Here is a 19354-nt window from a genome sequence, read left to right as displayed (position 1 = left end):
GACTGATTAAAAGTTAAAATTAATACCCACCGAAAAGGTGCTCATAGGCAGATACACGGCTGCCCCTACTTCCATTCCACCGACCAGCGACATGCGCGGATCAATACCTGAGTGAGCCGTCAACATGGTCAGGTTGTCGCCGGATGCATACACCCGTATACTTTTTGTATTCAACTTGTCCAGGATAGCGCCACTAAGCGTATACCCCAGGGTGAGGTTTTTGATATTCAGATAAGAAGCGCTGAATAGAGCCTGATCGGTATACTGCCACGGCCCAAAGGTAGACCCGCCCGTATAGAACGTATCTCCATAAAATGCCATCGGGAATTTGGCGTCTCTGTTCTCAGGTGTCCAGGTATTTCCCAATACTTCCTTCGATAATGCGTTCCCTATGTTCCCCGATCTGTACAGGTGGTTGGCATATTCCACACTCAGGAATTTACCCCCCAGTTGGTAGGCCAGGATAGCGGTGAAGTCGAACCCTTTATACTGAAAGCTTGTAGAAAAGCCACCAATAATTTTGGGAATTGCACTACCCATTTCATACCGGTTGGCCAGCGTGTAATTAGTTGTGCTCACAATGTCTCCCACGCTGCTATCCGTAAAGCGCCCTGCATCCTGGTCTTGCTGCGTAACGGTGTGATGGAACAAGGGCAACCCTGTGCTCTGATCCACTCCTGCGTACTTGTAGAGATAAAGGTTGTAGTAATCCTTATTTTCACCACGCAGGTACATGATCTGGCCGGCGGTGTTAGCACCGCCATTGGCAATTCCCCATCCATCGATGAAGCCTGTAAAGTTTCCGCCCAGTGATGGCGAACCTACACTTTTGGGAAATTTAGTCAGAATGGTGCGGTAGTGGGTACCGTTCAATCCAATGCTCCAGTTGATATTTTTGTTTTGGATGAGTTTGATGTCCAAGGCAATTTCCACACCGCGGTTGACAATTTCAGCGTTGTTCAGGGTGAGTGAAGCTTGTCCCATTGAAGCGGCAAGAGGCTGTGCAAACACGGAGTTTACCGTCTTCTTGTTGTATACATCGATGGTTCCACTCAATCTCCTGTTCAAAAGGGTGAAATCGATACCGGCATCAAAGGTATGCGTGTTTTCCCAGGTTAATTTATCATTTACGGCAGCACCTTGCTGAAGTGTGTACGTTGCAGGAACACCTGTTCCAGCCGTTGAGTTTGTGTAAACTGCACCGTAGCTCCAGGTCTGATAACCCGAATAGTTGCTGATACCGCTCTGGTTACCGATAACCCCATAGCTGGCCCGTAGTTTCAGTTCGTTGATGACGTCACTGAATCTCTGCATGAATTTTTCCTGAGAAATACGCCATCCACCACCAACAGACCAGAAGGTTCCCCAGCGATTCTCGTTGAATCGGAATTTGGACGAACCGTCTCTGCGCAGCGAGCCTTCCACAAAATACTTGTCTTCATAGTTGTACACCGCCCGTCCAAAATAGCTATCCATGGTCGTGATGTCTCCACCATAACCCGGAACACCAAACGGTGCGCCCGCTGTATTGTACCGGCTGGTAAAGTTACCGGCGCCGGTAAACCCATTGATCAGCGAATACGCGGAGGCAAAGTTCACCAGATCACTTTTAAATTGGTAGAATTCATGGGCAGCCAGTGCCGTAACGGAGTGGCGACCAAATTCTTTACCCCAGTTAAGCAACTGTTGCGTGTTGAAAACGCCGGTGTTCGTATAATACTTTCCAATCGCACCTATACCCACGACAGCTCCCGTCTCAGGCGTACCGTAACGCGTCCGCTCTTCCGTAAAGCGGTCATACGAAATGTTGTTTGTAAAGCTGAAATTCTTGAGGAAATTCACCGTGAAATACCCTTTAAGGTTCAAGTCGTGCGATTCCCTACGATCGATATCTTTATCCAACAGGTCGATCAGGTTGGTTGCATAAAGCGGTTGGCTGGTGGTTCCGTTCGGAAAATTGGGCTGAACGCCAAGGGGCGAGTAGGTATCATTCGCATTATCAGATACCATGTCGGTGCCGTTCGGATTTTTACGGATGTTTCCCTGAAGGTCTCTGGCGAACAACGGTACGAGTTGATTCTGCCCATTCACCCACCTAAACGCGTTTTGCTGCACGGTTCCGGGGTTACGTCCGAAACGGGTAGCCGGAGATTGGGTATTCCGCATACTGTAACCCAGATTTGTTCCTACTTTCAGCCAGTTGGTGAGTTGCGCATTCACATTTGTACGTGCGTTGTAACGCTTGAATGTCGACCCTCTGATATAAGAAGGATCTTCCAGCATGCCCACAGAAACAAAATAATCCATTTTATCGGAGCCACCGCTTGCCGATACCGTATGCTCCTGACGGAACATTTTTTCGAAGAAGTAATCCTTGTACGATCCGGCTTCCCAAAGTGGTCTTGCATTCGGATTCAACTTGCCCGTAGTCGGGTCAATCAGGTACGCACCCGACATGGTCGCACTGGCATTGGCCCCGCTACCGGTGGTGGTATACACTGCGCCCGGCACGTCATAGGCCATGTAGTTCCCCAATAGGTTCATGGCAAAGTTGGTCTTTGATCCGGTGTAATCGAATAAATGGGCACTGGCAAACAAACCGGCCGCTTCATGAGACATGTTGGGATTGGCGACATTCGTCGTGAATTTACCGTCGGTAGATGATCCGCCGTTCACACCGTAGCGTGCAGAGTTGTAGATGGCCAGCCAGGCATGTTCATAAATGTCTTTGGCATTATCCATGAGATCAAACCGCAATCCACCCAGATAATTAAATCCAGCCCGAGTTTGTACCGAAATATTCGGTTTGCCTTTTGTTCCTTTTTTAGTCGTCACGAGCAAAACCCCATTTGCTCCACGCGAACCGTAAACGGCCGTGGAAGCAGCATCTTTCAGCACGCTGATGCTTTCAATGTCCTTTGGATTGATGGAAGACAGGGCATTGGGGTATTCAGTGGGCACCCCATCGATCACGATCAGGGCATTGGAGCTGTTCTGGCTGGTAGAGCCCGCTCCGCGTAAACGAATACCCATGTCCAGACCGGGCTGGCCATCAATGGAAGCGACCTGAATCCCGGGGACCACCCCTTCAAGGGCTCTGGTAACCGTGGAGTTTGCCTGCACAGAAATGATTTTAGAATCAACCTGTGATACGGCACCAGTAAGCGTGCTTCGCTTGGCGGTACCGTACCCGATCACGACTACTTCGCTAAGCTGATTGTCTGCCGCAGCCAGCTTAATGTCAATAATTTTCCTGTTGCCCACAACGGTTTCCTGGGTGGTGTATCCGATAAAGGAGAATACCAGGGTGGAATTTACACTAGGAACATTTGGGATGGTAAAAACACCATCGGAATTGGTGACAGTGCCAGTCGTTGTCTCTTTAACGATCACACTCACCCCGGGCAACGTGGCCCCTGAGGCATCGGTTACCTTTCCGGAAACCTGTACCTGTGCATAAAGGCCCAGGCTAAAAAACAGGTTGCACAGCAGGAATAAGGATCCTTTTCTTTTGATCGTAATGATTTTGAGCATACCGGAATAAGAGTAAAGGTGAATAATAAAATGAAAAAAAATTAATCTAAGAAAAATGTAAATAAAAAATAAAAATAAAGAACTTGTGTTAAAAATAATATTATTTCAATATAAATTCATGTTCATCTAAGCAATTTATATGAACAAATTGATATGAAATCGACAACACATCCTGAAAAACACGTTCTACTTTCTTCCAATCGTGCGATCCATAACCGCGCGGGCGGCCCCGCTTTGACCGGACCGCTTTTAGGAAAGACCTCAGCAACCTCCCTGTCTTAATCTTTGAACGATCCAGTAATTGGAGCATGGTTACTTTTCCGCAAATTGATTAGCTGTTCGAAAATACATTCTATGGATCCTCTTCTTTTGAAAGTTAAAAAAACAGAAACTGATTCTTTCAGTGTCAATTATTTCAAATATAATGGCCCATTTCCGGGCTTGTGGCATTACCATTCCGAATACGAATTAACGCTAATCGTTAAAAGCTCTGGAACCCGATTCGTCGGAGATCATATTGATCGATATAATGAAAACGATCTGATTTTTATTGGAAAGAATTTAGCGCATACCTGGAAATCCGATAGTTCTAAAGAAAAACCTCAGTCGTCAGAAGCGCTTGTAATCCATTTTAAAAAAGATTTTTTAGGAAATTCTTTTTTTAAAACACCAGAATTATATGCGATAGAACAGTTCCTGCAACTATCCCAGCGAGGAATCAAAATAATGGGTAAAACCCAGACCGAAGTTATCGATCAAATGTATCAGATTCAGACTTTAAGCGGTGTTCATAAATTAATCAAATTGTTGCAAATTCTTTGCTTGTTAGCTGATTCTAAAGAGTTAACCTTATTGTCCAGCGAGGGATACAACTTAAATATCAATGAAAAAACGAATGATCGATTAAATAAGGTTCTTGCCTACATCATGAATAATTTCAAATCATCTATTCGATTAATTGATGCTGCAGATATTGCCAATATGAGTCCAACGGCTTTCTCTAGGTATTTTAAACAACGAATGCAAAAACCATTTTCACAATTTGTAAATGAACTGAAAGTTGGCTATGCCTGCAAACTCTTAATGCTGCATAAATTTAGTATACAGCAGATTTGTTTTGAATGCGGCTTTCAAAATGTCTCAAACTTTAACAAACAATTTAAAAGCTTTACCGAACTGTCACCTAAACAATTCCAGCTTAAGCATAGATCTATGTACTTTCAGGCTTCACTATACCAGCTTCAGGAAAACAATTTTACTGATAAGGATACGACTTAGAGAAAATCATAAATAATCCTCCGAACGTATTCAAAAAAACATTCCGGATAAATTTACTCGAAGCAGAGTCAATATGACTATTAAGCCACTTGGTTCTTCAGCGGTTCTCCGTTTATCATTCTCAATACTTCTTCGGCGGCAAATTGCTGAAGAATCGGAATGCTGCGTTGGCTATACCAGGCCGTATGTGAGGTAAGTATCGCATTGGGTGCCTGAAGGATTGGATGAGATTCCGGAAGCGGTTCCTGTTCAAATACATCGATACCGGCGCCACCGATTTTGTTTTCTTTCAATGCCTGAGCTAGGTCAATCGTGTTGATCAATCCCCCCCGGGACGTATTGATTAAAACCGCATTCGACTTCATTTTCAATAACGTTTCCCGGTTCATGAGATGATGGGTTTTGTCGTTAAGCGGCAGATGCAGGGAGAGAATATCCGAATTAGCCAGGGCTTCCTCAAAGGTTATTTTCTGGACACCCAATGCCTGCATTTCTTCGTCGCTCACAAATGGATCAAATGCCGCCAGTTTAAAATGGAACGCTGCGGCTTTTTGAAGGACAACCCGGGCAATCCGTCCGAATCCCAGCGTCGTAAACAAGGCATCTTTACAGGCCGGAACCGTACCGGGCGGAATGATTTTCCAAACACCCTCCCGAACCCGTTGATCCGTCGATACTAATTGCCGGTGGAGCGCCATCGCCAAGGCCATCGCGTGATCAGACACTTCATCGATGCAATAATCCGGGACGTTGCAAACCGGTATTTGTCTTTGCCTGGCTGCCGCCAGATGGAGATTATCAACACCAATACCGTAGCGTACAATGAGCCGACAATGATCCAGGTTTCGGATGACGGTTTCCGTAATGGGTGCCCATTGGACGATCAGGGCAAAAGCATCTTTGGTGGCTGCTAATAACTCGGCTTCGTTTTTACATTGGGCGTCGATAAGCTCATAGCCCGATTGTTCCAACACCGCTTTTTCCGGGTTGATGTTGGAAAAGCCGTGATCCGTAATAACAATTTTCTTCGTGCTGCTAGTCATAAAAATTCAAGGGCGACAGGTTAGGAATGGGAAAAGACGGATGGAGAAAGAAGGTTAAAAAAGAATAACCGATTTAACGTGAGCCCCCTTTGCCATCATCATATCGGTAAAGGCCGTAACCCCGTCATCCAGTGAGTAATAGTGTACCCATGACGTCACGTCTACTTTCCCGGAAGCGATTAACGCCAGCGATGCTTTGATTTCCTGCTGCGTGGCCGCGTAGGTGCCGATGATTTGTTTTTCGGCTAAAATAATGTCGTACGAAAAAAAGGACTGAGCGTTTTCATAAAGACCGATGAGCACAATTGCCCCGCCGGGCCGAATGACTTTCAGGGCCTGCTGGTTGGTTTGCGATGTCCCCACGGCATCGACAACCAGATCAATTCCTTCCTGATCAGTCAATTGATTAATCGCAGCCACCAGGTCTTCCTCCGAGGAATTGATGGTGGCCGTAGCCCCTAATTTCTGCGCAATGGAAAGCCGTTCATTCCGCAGGTCGGCTACGTATACCACTACGCCAGGCAGGGATTGAAATGCCTGCTGTGTCACCAGTCCGATGGGTCCGGCACCGATCAACAAAACTTTTTTAGGATTTAAGTGCCGGGTCAGGTTCACGATATGAATCCCATTGGCCAGCGGCTCGGTCATGCAGGCGGCTTGCGGGGTCACGTTCGCAGGCATCGGCACCAGGCAGTGGGCCGGTACGTTCACGTACTCCCCAAAGCTCCCTCCCCGATGCATCCCAAAGATTTGCCGGTTTTTGCATAAGTTTGTTAATCCCCGTTTACAGGGATCACAGGCTCCACAGGACACTACGCTATTACTGGCCACCCGATCGCCTTTCGTAAAGCCTGTTACGTCGGAACCAATATCTTCAACAATTCCACAAAATTCATGGCCCATAATTAAAGGCGGGACACGGCGGGGGCTTTGGTTTTTAAAGGTTTCCAGCTCACTCCCGCAGATACCACAAGCCAGTACTTTCAGCAAGACCTCATCCTCGGAAAAAGAAGGTAATGGCCTTTCTGCAATCGTGAGTTTGTTAAACTCGGGATAAAAAAGTGCTTTCATAGGTAGCTGACTTTCAGAATTGAGCTACTGCTCTTATTGGGGAGCCGTCACGGCCTTGTAAGTTGAGCGGAAACCCCATGAAGGTAAATTCATCCGGAACCTGATCCAGGTTCGTCAGACTTTCCACAATGACGATTTCTTTTTTCAGCAGGATGTGATGCACTTCGTACCAGTCGCGGCTGGGCGTTGGCGTGTCCATGCCCAGCATCCGGATATTCCGGTCGGCCAGATACGTGCTGGCTTCCTGCGTCAGCGAGGGGAAATTTTCGAAGAAATCATCCTTCCCGAAGTTTTTGTACCAACCCGTGTCGTAGATGATTTTAGCCTCCGGAACCAGCAGATGTTCATACGGTAAAAAATCATCAACGGTAATTTCTTCCCGGGCTTCTTTGGGTATTCTCAGCACGTGCACCTTCCCGTAAAACCAGTGTAAAGGCATCTGATCCAGCGTTTTGCCATCATCCAGAAAGTGGTACATCGCGTCCAGGTGCGTTCCCTGATGCGACCCCATCACGATTTGCGTAATGTTGTATTTCAACGTTCGGGTCGTTCCGTGCGGAACAATGCTCAGCTTGGGGTCCGACGGAAACGTTTGCTGCCCGTGGACCAGGGGATGAGATAGATCGACAAGTTTCATCGTTTTATTTAGCTAAATAGCCGCCATCAACCAATAAGTCGCTGCCGGTCATGAAGGAAGAATCGTCACTGGCCAGAAAGGCGGCTGCCGCGGCTACTTCTTCGGGCCGTCCCTGCCGGTTCAGCAGGTGCATGGCCGAAGCCCGCCGATCTTCTTCGTCGATGTTCAAACCCAGTTTTTCGCAAGAATTGATAAAGGCGCTGGTGTAGATGTAGCCCGGGCAAAGGGTGTTCACCCGAATGCCAAACGGCGCCAGATCCTGCGCCCAGCATTTGGTGAGTCCCCGAATGGCGAACTTGGTGGCGTTGTACGTAGCAAAGTTGGCTTGCCCGACAAAGCCGCTCACCGATGAAAAATTGATGATACTGCCACCACCGTTCTTTTTCATTTGCGGCACGATGTATTTGGTCATCAGCGACGTACCGCCAATGTTGACCGCATTGATCTGCTGCCACTCGTCTGCCGTGGCTTCTACCCCTTTGAAGATAAACCGGGCTGCGGTATTGATGAGCACATGAGCGGGGCCAACCTCGTTTTCAATGGCCGCGCAGGTTTCCGCCACGGCAACTTCATCGCTGATATCAAGTTGCCAGAAATGGGCATCCAGATCTGAGGCTTTATGCTTCGTATCGGGCTGAAGATCAACCAGAACAACCACACAGCCCTCTTCGGTCATTCGGGTGGCGGTGGCATAACCCAGATCACCCAGACCACCGGTAATGACTATAACTTTGTCTTTTAATCCTCTCATCATTTCATCCAATTCATTCTAGTACGTTGATCACTCGACCTTTAGCTCGTACTGACCCGAACCTAGTTCCAGCAGAGCCGTATCCGCTTCGCTTTTATAATTCCGGACGATTTTCCCATTTTTATAAATTTTTGAACGGGTCGTCGCTGGCAGATAAACGGTTGCGCGGGTGTTAACGGGAATTTCCACCTGAAAGGTTGACAGGCCACCGGTCCTGGTCCAGCCGGATTTGATCCAGCCGTACGGCGAATGGAAACGGGCCCTGGCCCAGGTCAGATCGCCCACGGGCTGGGGACGAATTTTCAGGTGCTTAAACGCGACGGATTTTTCTTCCTGAGCAATACCGGCAATGCCCTCGTAAAACCACTCCAGAATATGTCCCATGGCCAGTTGATTCTGCGAGGCTTTGCCGTCCCAGGTTTCGACCAGTGCCGTTGCTCCTTTTTTCAGCAGATAACCATATCCCGGCACGTCGTCGCGATTGGTCATGGTAAACAGCGTTTCGGGGTGGCCATTTTCGTAGAGCGCCTTGATCAGGTACCGGTTGCCAACGTCCCCAGCAGTCAGACGGTAGGCGTCAATAGCCTGAATGTTTGTTACCAGATTATGGAGCACGTCATTTCGATACCGTTCCTCCACCAGACCCAGGCTGAGCGGCATTGCCATCGCGGTTTGGCTACCGGTCGCATAGATTTTCTTATCCGGGTTGAAAAACTTTATATTAAAGGCGGTTTTGATGGTTTCGGCCAGATTGCGGTAGCGGGCGGCATCGTTCGGTTTTCCGATCAACTCCGCCATCCTGCTTAAGGCCATTATCGCATGGTAATAATAGGTCGTAGCGGTGATTCCGGTGGGTGTCACTTTCCCAATATCCAGCCAGTCGCCCAACCCATACAGCAGCAGGTTGTCCGTCGCCCGGCGTTCCAGAAAATCCGCGTACCGCGTCATCATCCGGTACGTTTTGCGAACCACCGACGTATCCCCGTAAAACTGATACAAAAACCAGGAATCCAGGATCGCCGTTGTGCCCCATTCGGGCGAATCAACAAAAGGGCCTTCGAATTTTACATATTCAGGGGCAATGTCGGGAACCAGACCATTTTCGTGCTGCGCGTCGGCCATGTTCTGAATCAGGCTGCGGTATAGGTTGTACCCATTGTACGTATAATTGATCGCCGTACGCATAAAATTCTGCTCACCCTGCCAGCTAAGTTTTTCCCGCTGGGGGTTATCGGTGATGTAGCTTTGCAGATTGCTTTTTATCGCCCAGTCCGTCATCGTATAGATCCGGTTAAACAAGGCATTCGAACACGCAAACGTACCATTTCGCGGAGCGGCATTGCGGTTGTGAAGCACAGTCAGCTCCGTAACCAGCGGCAGTTGACCACCCTCCGCTTTGTTGGCCCTTACCCCTTCGACCTGAACGTACCGAACGGCAAAATAGGAAAACCGGGGTTGCCAGGTTTCTTCGCTGTCGCCTTTTAGCGTATACGAATACGAATGGGGTGTCACGCCATCCGCCTGGTTGACGGTACCGTCCGCGTGCAGCAACTCGGCCGGCGTCATTTTCAGGGTCTGTCCTGCTTTCCCTTTTACGCTGATGCGGGGAATTCCCGAACAGTTCTGGCTGAAATCATACACGACGGTATGGGGTCCGACCACCGTCATTTTCGTCGCGGTTAATGAATCCAGCAACCGGACGGGGTAATCGATTTCGGGTAATAGTTTACCGGTTGGCGCAGTCACTAAAACCGCATCATTCCAGGTCTTATCCGAAAAAGCAGCCGTATTCCAGCCTTTCTGCTCCAGGCGGGCGTCATAATCCTCCCCGCCATAGATGGTGTTGAACGTAATGGGCGACGGGGCTGCTTTCCAGCTTTGGTCAGAAATGATGTGTTCCGTGCTGCCATCGGTGTACGTAATTTTCAGCAAGGCAATCAGTTTGGGATTACCGAAGGTGCCCGTTCCTTTCACATACCGCTCCTGCGAAATGGAGTAGAAACCGTTGCCCAGCACAACTCCAATCGCATTGTTTCCGGGACGTAGCTGGCCGGTAATATCGTAGGTATTATACAGCACGGTTTTATCATAACTGGTCCAGCCGGGCGACAAAAAAGCGTTCCCAATCCGTCGGCCATTGATGCTAGCCTCGTAATGACCTAAACCGCTGATAAACAGAAGCGCATTTTTCACCTTCCTGACCGTTGTAAAATCTTTACGGAGTAACGGAGACCGGGCGTTTTTAAAAATCCGGGGATCGCCCGCCTTCATTTTCAGGTGAACGAAGGGTACAACCCGCCCGGATTCGGGCATGTCTTCGTAGCCGATCCAACGGGCATTTTTCCAGTCCGCCGGGGTTAACAGGCCCGTTGTGAACTGCTGCGGGCGGCTCCAGACCGACGGTTGATGATCCGAATCCCACACGCGCACTTTCCAGAAATACGTCTGCGCCGACCGAAGCGGTTTTCCCGAATACCGAACCTGAATGCTACGGTCACTTTTCACCACATCGGTATCGAATACATCAAATTGGCCAGCCATTAACTTCGCTTTCGACGAAGCAATAACCACCTGATACGCCGACTGCCTGACCGCTTCCTTTGGTGATTGCATTTCCCAGGAAAAAAACAGATCGCCGGGGTTAATACCGACCGGATTAGCCCGGTTATCGCACAACGCGGCCACCACCCGTATCTGCGCTTTGACGGTATGACCGACGATAAGCAGGAAAACGACCAGTGCGGTTAAATTCACCGTTTTATCTTGCTTCATAAGGTTACGCTAAACGAATAACTACCGGATGGCACTTGTAAAGCAGTGCCTGCTTCCGAGGTTTCAGTAATCCGAATATCGGTTGATCCAGCGATAGGTTGCCCGTTTTCGCGAATGTTTTTTCCGGTTGGCAGGAACACGGTAGCCGTGGTATTCGCCGGAATCTGAACGGCTAACTGGAACGTGCCGGTATCGACTTTCCAGTCAACGGCAATTTTTCCGGCAATGGAATGATAAGACCCTTTGGCCCAGGTCAGGCTGCCTCCCAAACGCGGTTTAATGGTAAAATGCTTGTAACCAGCCGAATCGGCATTAATGCCCAGGATGCTTCGGTACATCCATTCACCGACGGCGCCGATGGCGTAATGATTGAATGAATTCATGCCTACGTTCTGAAAACCGCGTCCCTTTACGTAGCCGTCCCAGCGTTCCCAAATCGTGGTTGCTCCCTGATCAATGGAGTAAATCCAGGAAGGAAACCGGCGGCTTTCCAGTAATTTATAAGCCACGTCGGCGTAGCCATATTCCGACAACTGATTCATCAACCGGATCGTCGATTGAATACCGGTCGAGATCCGGTAATCATAAGCTTTGATGGCCTGAACCATGTGGGCTGCGGCCTGTTTCTGCAACTTTTCGGGCACCAGATCAAACTCCAGCGCGAGGGCGTAGGCCGCTTGCGTATTACCGGCAATGGTACCGTCATCGGTCATGTATTCTTTGATAAACCGTGACTTTATCGCCGTTGCCAGCGAGTCATAAAACACATAGTCCCGCTGATGACCAAGCAGCCTGGCAACCTTTGCGACGGTTCGGGTTGAATGGCCAAAAAAGGCCGTTGAATAAATGTCATTATCCACTTTACCCCCCTCCTTCGGATAGTCGTCCGCAATAATGGTATTTCCGTTCAGCCAGTCGCCATACATATTCCCGCGCTCATTTTTCCACAACAGATCCGGATTGGTGTCCAGGATGTGCCGGATGTAGGCTTTCATCGACGCATACTGGCGGGCTAAGATGGCCGTATCGCCGTAGTTCTCATACATTCGCCAGGGGACCAGGACCCCCGCATCGCTCCAGCCGGGGGCGTTGCAATAGCGATTCCACTTATCGACCTGGGGCGTGTAATCCGGGTAACGTCCGTCGGCTCGTTGGCAATCGGCAATATCCCGCACCCACTTCGTGAAAAACGCACTCATGTCCAGATTGAAAATGGACGTCTGGGCAAACACCTGGGCATCACCCATCCATCCCGCCCGCTCATCCCGCTGGGGGCAGTCGGTTGGCACCGAATGCATGTTTCCCTGCTGGGTCCATAAAATATTGGTCCACAACTTATTAAGATCGGGCGACGAACTTTCAAATGCACCGGCCAACGGCGCAGCCGACGCAACCACTTTCCCCGTTACGTTGGTAAGTTGAGGTTCCCGGGTAAGGCCGGAAATCTCAACGTATCGAAAGCCATGATACGTAAAGCGAGGTTCATAGTCAACAGAATTTTCTAACCCGGGTGTATATACGTCTATTTGTTTGGCGGCTCGCAGGTTGCTGACGTAGAGTTGGCCATTTTCGTCCAGCACTTCGCCGTGCCGGAACGTAATGGGTTGCATTGGATTGTACGGAATTGTCAGGTTTACCCACCCCGCTATATTTTGCCCCAGGTCAAAAATGTACGTTCCTTCCTTCACCTTGACCACCTTTACCGGCCTGATCTCCTGGATCACTTTAATCGGCTCATTAAGCTGGGCGTTGAGTATTTTTGAGACGGTTTTATCAACGGTAGCTGGTTTCCACCCGGCGTCGTCAAAATCCGGCTCCGTCCACCTGGCGGGCAACCGTTTCGCATCAAAATTTTCGCCGTCGAAGAGGGAGGCTGTCTGGATTGGGCCATTTTCCAACAGCTTCCAGCTAGCATCGGTTACAATCTGCGTTCGGGTACCGTCGTCGAACAGCAACTCCAATTGCCCGATCAACCGCCGGTCGAATCCATACGCCCCCCGGTCAGGATGGGAAAAAAGACCGCCCGCATACCAGCCATCTGCCAGCATCGCCCCGATCACGTTGACGCCCTTTTTCAGGGATTTCGTGACGTCATACGTTTGGTATTGAACGCGTTCGTGGTAATCGGTCCATTCGGGGGCCAGAACCTGATTTCCGGCTTTTTTGCCGTTCAGGGTCATCTCATACATGCCCAAAGCGCTCGCGTAGAGGGTGGCCTGCTTCACTTCTTTCGTTACCGTGAAAGTCTTCCTTAACAACGGCGATGCGGGGATGGACGATTTAAAGGGCTTGCGATTAGCCGAACTGCCGGTGTAGGCGCCATCCGTCAATTTGGCCGGGTTCCAGTTCTCCGCTGAAAAGGCCGGATAGGTAGCGTACGGAACGGAGGCAGCGACCGGTTTTTTCAGCGCCATATTTTCGGAACGGGCATTGATGGCTTCTAATTCGGCGATGGCGTAGGCGTACTTCCCCTCGTCCGTTTTTCGGAGTTTATTAACGACTACCCGGACGTACCGACCGGTTGCGGACGCAATCGGTTTGCTGTACGGTTCCAGCCCTCTCTGCTCGTAATCCCGGGTACTTTCGTCGGCAACAACCATTGGCTTTTTAAAGTCAGCCGTGGCCGATACCAAAATCTTGAAACGTTTGGGAAATAAGTAGCCGCTGGGCTGAAGTTTATACGCTACGGGATAGAGTTTAATTTGACGAATTTCCTGTTGCGAACCTAAATCAACATCGACCCATTGATTGCCTGCATTCTCCGTAGCGCCAGAACCTGACTGGAAGCTATGCCAGATGTCGAATTTTGCGTCGGCAGGTACATTTTCTTCCGGCGCTCCAATCCAGTGTGCCTGCCAGTCCTCTCTACTGAGCAGACCCATCGACCAGCTGGCGATGGCACTCCACGCACTAACCTTCTTCCCGGCGTCCCAAACGCGGACTTTCCAAAAGTATTTGGTCCGGGTAGGCAGCTTGTTCCCGGTGTACCGCACTTGATTGGCACTATTGGATTCAACTTTTTTTGAGTCCCATACATTCGCTACACCTTTTACCAGGGACAGGGAGTCCGCACTAATCAAGATCTGATAGGCAGACTGAGACTGTGCTCGCTTTGTAGAAACCAATTCCCAACTCAAACGGGGCTGTTTGACGTCAATCCCAATCGGATTTACTAAATACTCGGTCCGCAGATTACTAATTTTCAAATCATTATTTTGGTTGTCACCGTATGCTAAAAAGGTAGACAGCAGCGCCAGAATAATAAACCCTAGAATCTTCATTGGTAAAGCTTGAAAGTAGTGAATAGCCAAACAGTGTTAAAAGTCGAAAATGGATTGCAGCTAATCAGGGTATCTCTCACATTTAATATGTATTAATTTCTATAAAAAACGTATAATTTTTGCAATGTAAACTTAGTGCTTTGGAGCACTAAAGAATACCAGTTTATTAGCAGAAAATGATGCTTTTATGCCATTTATTCAGCCTTTATTACCAATTCTAGCTAACGATAAGTAGTTTTATAGGCGATGTACCACTCAAAGTGGTGATTGTCAGCCCACCTTCTCAAATGGATTTTCGAAGCAAATCTGAACGTGTATTGGCCGATTCTGCGAATCCTGATGGGGCTGCCCGGGTAATTTTGTTGATCGACGTTTGCTATCTAAACCCATCTTCATAATCCATGATCTATTTAAGAACCGCCCTGCTTCTGCTCTGGGCCAGCCTGAGCCTTCAAGCCAAAGATTATCCAGCGTCGTTTTTTGGCATCTATTCGGATGGCGCTACGCTCAACACGCGTTCCATTCAGTACGCTATCGATTATATTCATTCCAATGGGGGCGGTCGGCTGGTGTTCTACGTCGGACGGTATCTGACGGGGTCGATTCATTTGAAATCGAACGTAACGCTGCACCTGGAAGAAGGAGCCGTGCTCATGGGATCACTCAATCCTTTCGATTACGATCGACACGTCTGGACGGCGCTGGTGTTCGGCGAAAATCAGCAAAATATTGCCATTACCGGTAAAGGGGTAATCGACGGGCAGGGGCGTCAATTAGCCCGTAATGTCGTGAATGTGATTCAGAAAGGTCTCGTCAAAGACTTGTTCCGCTATGATCGTCCCGAGGCCGAAGCGCGCGCCGTGATTATATACTTCAAGGGATGTCAGCGGGTAAAACTTCAAACCGTAACGTTACGGAATGCCGCGAGTTGGGTGCAGATTTACGATCAGTGCCGCAACGTGCAGTTGGCCGGCATTACGGTCGATAGCAAAGCCTACTGGAACAACGACGGCATCGACATTGTGGATTCGGACAGTGTCAGCGTTACCGACTCCTACATCGATTCAGCCGATGATGGTATTTGTCTGAAATCGCACGAAGCCTCGCAGGTTTGTCAGAATGTATACGTCCGCAATTGTACCATCCGGTCGAGTGCCAATGCGATCAAATTTGGTACGGCCAGCTATGGAGGTTTTCGAAACATCAAAATGGTACAGAACAAAGTCTACGATACCTACCGCTCCGCTATTGCCCTGGAAGCGGTGGATGGTGGTTTTGTCGAGAACGTAGTGATTGACAGTTTACAGGCTATCAATACCGGAAACGCCATTTTTCTGCGAATCGGCGAGCGGGTGAAGGGGAAAAAAGGCCGTCTTGAAAACGTTCGGCTGACGAACATCCGGGTCGAGGTGCCCGCTACGAAACCCGACGCCGGTTATGAATATGAAGGCCCAATCGAAGACATGCCCCGAAATGTATCGCCCTCATCGATTGTGGGTATGCCCGATGCCTTTGTTAACGATGTGACGTTGAAAAACGTGGAGATTATTTACGCCGGCGGGGGTTCTTCGATGGTGGCAAACGTACCGCTCACGGCGCTCGACAAAGTACCCGAAAAGCCGACGGCTTACCCGGATTTTTCCATGTTTGGCGAACTGCCGGCCTGGGGTTTTTACATCCGCCATGCGCAGAATATCCGGTTCGATAACGTCAAACTAACTTGTTTGAAAAAAGACTACCGTCCCGCCGTGGTGCTCGATGATGTGAAGCAGGCTAACCTAACCCCCATGCTTATCACTGACCCCGACCGAAAAAAACCGCCTGTCTATTCCGCCCATTCCACCGGCCTGACCTTGCCGGGACGCTGATCTTTATCCGTTGGCGAGGCTATCGAAACTTTTGTTCCAATCGTTTTTTTGTCGTCCCGTCCGCGTCGGGACGACAAAAAATACCTAATATGGCTCGAGTATGAATTACAAATGGATTTCCAATGCCTTCATTTTTTTGCTGTTGTTTTTGGGAGCAAAGGCATTTTCTCAGAAAGCAGTACAAATCAGGGTCGAATGGAAAGAAGGTTCGTCGCCATCCGGTACGGTTCAGTTGCAGCACGGTGTTTTGCGTAAAATCGAAGGGTCGGCCGGAAAAGGGAAGATCAAAGCCAGTGCCTTTCAGCTGGGGTCAGGCAGTCGCCCGGGCATTCTGATAACGATTGACAGTGCCCGGACCGAATACGGGACCGGAGCCACCGTCGTGTCAATCAAAACGGCTAAAAATCCGTTCTCCTTTTTTCTTCGGGACGTCACCCCCACCTCCCCCATTTATCTACCGGATTATGGCGTCGTGGTGTTGAATGCTGCGGATAGACGGTCTTATCAGGAGGTAGAGACCGCCGTACGTTCCAGAAAAACAATGACCAAACTGCAACGGATTGAAACCGAGCGGGAGGTTTCCTTTTCCTCGGTCGAGAAGAAGGTCCGGAACATGACCGTGCCTACCTGGCTGGGGACCAGCCGGGATTTTAGAATTTTTGAGATTGTCGAAAACCTCCCGGACGCATCCCAGGGAGAAGCCAGCATTATTTCACCCAAACGGTCGTCGACCGCCTTGCGACTGGCCGAGACCAAAAATGAACCGGTCCATTATCTATACACCTATGGCCGGGGCGTTGGCGTAAAGGACAATGTCTCGCGCCGGTTGGAACAGGGTACGTTGCCGATTTTACACTCCACGCTGACCGACGACGATATGGTTTACAAATCGACCACGTTTGTATCCCTGGAAAAATCACCCCTTTCGGAGTTGAAAGGAACCGATTTTCTGGTGGCCGACAGTTTCAGTGGCGGTCACATGTTCACCAAAGAGCAGCAGGAACTGGTGAAGACCAAATCGGAGAAAGCCCTGAATCCGGACGAGGAAACCGTTTTGTTTTTCCGGGTTGAGGCCGTGAATAGCGGATCTGTGCCCCGTTATGCCTGGTTCAAGACGCCACGACCGGGCACCATGTGGTGGCAGAAATTTCCGTATCGTTTCGAAGCAAAGACCGGCTTTTCAGCTTATTCGGAAAACCGGGTTTTTTGTATTTCCAAACTGAACGGAAAACCGCTGCCCGGTGAGGAAATTTCTATTTTGCTGCAACCCGGTGAAAAAGCGCTGTTTGATTTTTTCATTCCCCACAGTCCCGTTTCCCAGGAACGGGCTGCGCAACTGGCGATGCTGACCTTTGAGCAGCGTTACGCTGAAAGCCGGGATTTCTGGCTCGCCAAATTAGGGAAAGCTGCGCAAATCCACGTCCCCGAAAAGCGGATCAACGAAATGATCCAGGCCGGATTGCTTCATCTTGACCTGATTACGTACGGCAATGAGCCCAACGCTACGCTTGCTGCAAACATTGGCGTCTATTCACCCATCGGAACGGAAAGTGCGCCAATCATTCAGTTTTATGCTTCTATGGGCTGGACCGAGGTGGCAAAGAGGTCGTTGGCTTATTTTCTTGACAAGCAGCACGAAGACGGTTTTATCCAGAATTTCAATGGGTATATGGTCGAAACCGGGGCGGCTTTATGGAGCATGGGCGAATACTTCCGGTATACCAACGACCGGGAATGGGTCGGGACCATCAAAGCAAAACTCCTTAAATCCTGTGATTACCTGATTGCCTGGCGTAACCGGAACAAGCAGGAAGAGCTGCGCGGGCGGGGGTATGGGATGATCGAAGGAAAAGTAGCGGACCCCGAAGATCATTTTCATCAGTTCATGCTCAATGGCTATGCCTACCTCGGCATGAGCCGCTGTGCCGAAATGCTGGCCGGTATGGACCCTTCCCAATCTGAGCGGCTCCGAAAGGAAGCGGATGCCTGGAAAGCAGATATCCGCCAGTCGTTTTTTACTTCGGTGGCGATGTCGCCGGTGGTTCCCCTGGGCGATGGTACCTGGTGTCCCACGGCTCCGCCCTGGACGGAAGGGGCCGGTTTGAGAGGGATGTACCAGAAACGTGAGACTTTCTGGTCGCATGGTACATTTACGGCACCGGATGGGATGCTTGGTCCCATGCACCTGATTTTTTGCGAAGTACTCGACCCTCATGAGCCAGCGGCAAAAGCGCTACTGAACTACCACAGCGAGCTTTTCTACCAGGAAAATTCAGCGTTTAGTCAACCGTATTACAGCCGCCATAACTGGATGCAGGCGAAACTGGGAATGACCAAACCTTTTTTAAGTACCTACTATCATACGTTTGCGGCCCACGCTGACCGGGAAACCTACACCTTCTGGGAGCATTTATTCAAGGTCAGTCCGCATAAGACGCACGAAGAAGCGTGGTTCCTGATGGAAACGCGCTGGATGCTCTATCTGGAAGAGGGTTCCAGCCTCCGACTGTTCAATACGGTACCGCGCCACTGGCTGGAGCAGGGCAAAAAAATAACGCTGAGTAATGTCCGGAGCTATTTTGGTCCGATTTCGACCAATGTAACTTCGGAAGTCGAAAAGGGGTACATTACCGCTACCGTGAGCTGCCCGGATCCTCGTAAACCGAAAGAAGTGCTGATCCGGATCCCACATCCCGCCGGTAAAAAGCCCGTGAAGGTAACCGGAGGGATTTATCACGAACAGTCGGAAACCGTCTCAATAAAAGACTTTTCGGGCCAGACCGAAATCCGGCTCGACTACTGATGAGCTGGTACTGCGATGAAAAGGCACTGGCGTTGAACCTATTTAATAAAAAGCCCGATTCCTATCTTTCTTCAGCATTCGGTAGTTGTATTATGGTACTCTGATGACCGTGATGTTTTGCGTGGGCGGATTTACGTTCCGGTTACCACCTTCCGGGTTTGTGCCTTCCTGGTTGGGTAAGCTAACTGTAACGATACATCTCCCGGGTCGATACAAATCGGTTCATGGCTGGAGCCATTCTAGTTTTTTTCAAATGCCTCCACTGTCGGCCTGACCCAATTTCCCTGCATCGGAATGGGTTTACCTCAATTCCTGG

General features: G+C 49.6%; 10 protein-coding genes. 3 read left to right on the top strand and 7 right to left on the bottom strand.

Translation table 11 applies throughout. From position 1 onward, the window contains the following. Nucleotides 1-6: 6 nt before the first annotated feature. On the bottom strand, nt 7-3534 hold the full coding sequence (locus FH871_RS09430; protein ID WP_212768210.1) for a SusC/RagA family TonB-linked outer membrane protein: 3528 nt from the start codon (nt 3532-3534) through the stop codon (nt 7-9). Between the two features lie 354 nt (nt 3535-3888). Between FH871_RS09430 and FH871_RS09425 the strand changes: the two genes are divergently transcribed. Next, nucleotides 3889-4812 carry an AraC family transcriptional regulator gene (locus FH871_RS09425; protein WP_138991194.1) on the top strand — a complete coding sequence of 308 codons (924 nt, stop codon included), beginning with the start codon at nt 3889-3891 and terminating at the stop codon, nt 4810-4812. An 80-nt stretch (nt 4813-4892) separates the two neighbouring features. On the opposite strand, the gene FH871_RS09420 is transcribed toward FH871_RS09425, so the two are convergent. The 6 genes from FH871_RS09420 to FH871_RS09395 are packed head-to-tail and all read right to left on the bottom strand — an operon-like array spanning nt 4893 to nt 14079. Further along, entirely contained in the window at nt 4893-5855 is a 963-nt protein-coding gene (locus tag FH871_RS09420; protein ID WP_138991193.1) for a C-terminal binding protein, read from the bottom strand. A 54-nt stretch (nt 5856-5909) separates the two neighbouring features. Continuing rightward, nucleotides 5910-6926 (bottom strand): zinc-binding dehydrogenase, encoded by a 1017-nt coding sequence (locus tag FH871_RS09415; protein WP_138991192.1) that lies wholly within the window; start codon nt 6924-6926, stop codon nt 5910-5912. A gap of 13 nt (nt 6927-6939) precedes the next feature. Then, the gene (locus FH871_RS09410; protein WP_138991191.1) at nt 6940-7563 is read right to left on the bottom strand and encodes a cyclase family protein; all 624 of its coding nucleotides are present in this window, start codon (nt 7561-7563) and stop codon (nt 6940-6942) included. 4 nt (nt 7564-7567) lie between these two features. Beyond that, a complete protein-coding gene (locus FH871_RS09405) occupies nt 7568-8317 on the bottom strand; it encodes an SDR family NAD(P)-dependent oxidoreductase (protein WP_138991190.1) in 750 nt (249 codons plus the stop codon). A 27-nt stretch (nt 8318-8344) separates the two neighbouring features. Further along, entirely contained in the window at nt 8345-11086 is a 2742-nt protein-coding gene (locus FH871_RS09400; RefSeq protein WP_138991189.1) for a family 78 glycoside hydrolase catalytic domain, read from the bottom strand. Further along, complete coding sequence (locus FH871_RS09395; protein WP_171062809.1) at nt 11083-14079, bottom strand: family 78 glycoside hydrolase catalytic domain; 2997 nt, start codon at nt 14077-14079, stop codon at nt 11083-11085. Before FH871_RS09395 ends, FH871_RS09400 begins: the two co-directional genes overlap by 4 nt. 689 nt (nt 14080-14768) lie before the next feature. Between FH871_RS09395 and FH871_RS09390 the strand changes: the two genes are divergently transcribed. Further along, a complete protein-coding gene (locus tag FH871_RS09390) occupies nt 14769-16235 on the top strand; it encodes a glycoside hydrolase family 28 protein (RefSeq protein WP_138991187.1) in 1467 nt (488 codons plus the stop codon). 100 nt (nt 16236-16335) lie between these two features. Beyond that, complete coding sequence (locus FH871_RS09385; protein ID WP_138991186.1) at nt 16336-19038, top strand: hypothetical protein; 2703 nt, start codon at nt 16336-16338, stop codon at nt 19036-19038. Nucleotides 19039-19354: the final 316 nt, after the last annotated feature.

The sequence above is a fragment of the Larkinella sp. C7 genome (assembly GCF_006149005.1).
In the GTDB taxonomy this organism is placed as follows: domain Bacteria; phylum Bacteroidota; class Bacteroidia; order Cytophagales; family Spirosomataceae; genus Larkinella.
This window is presented reverse-complemented; position numbering and strand designations above follow the sequence as displayed.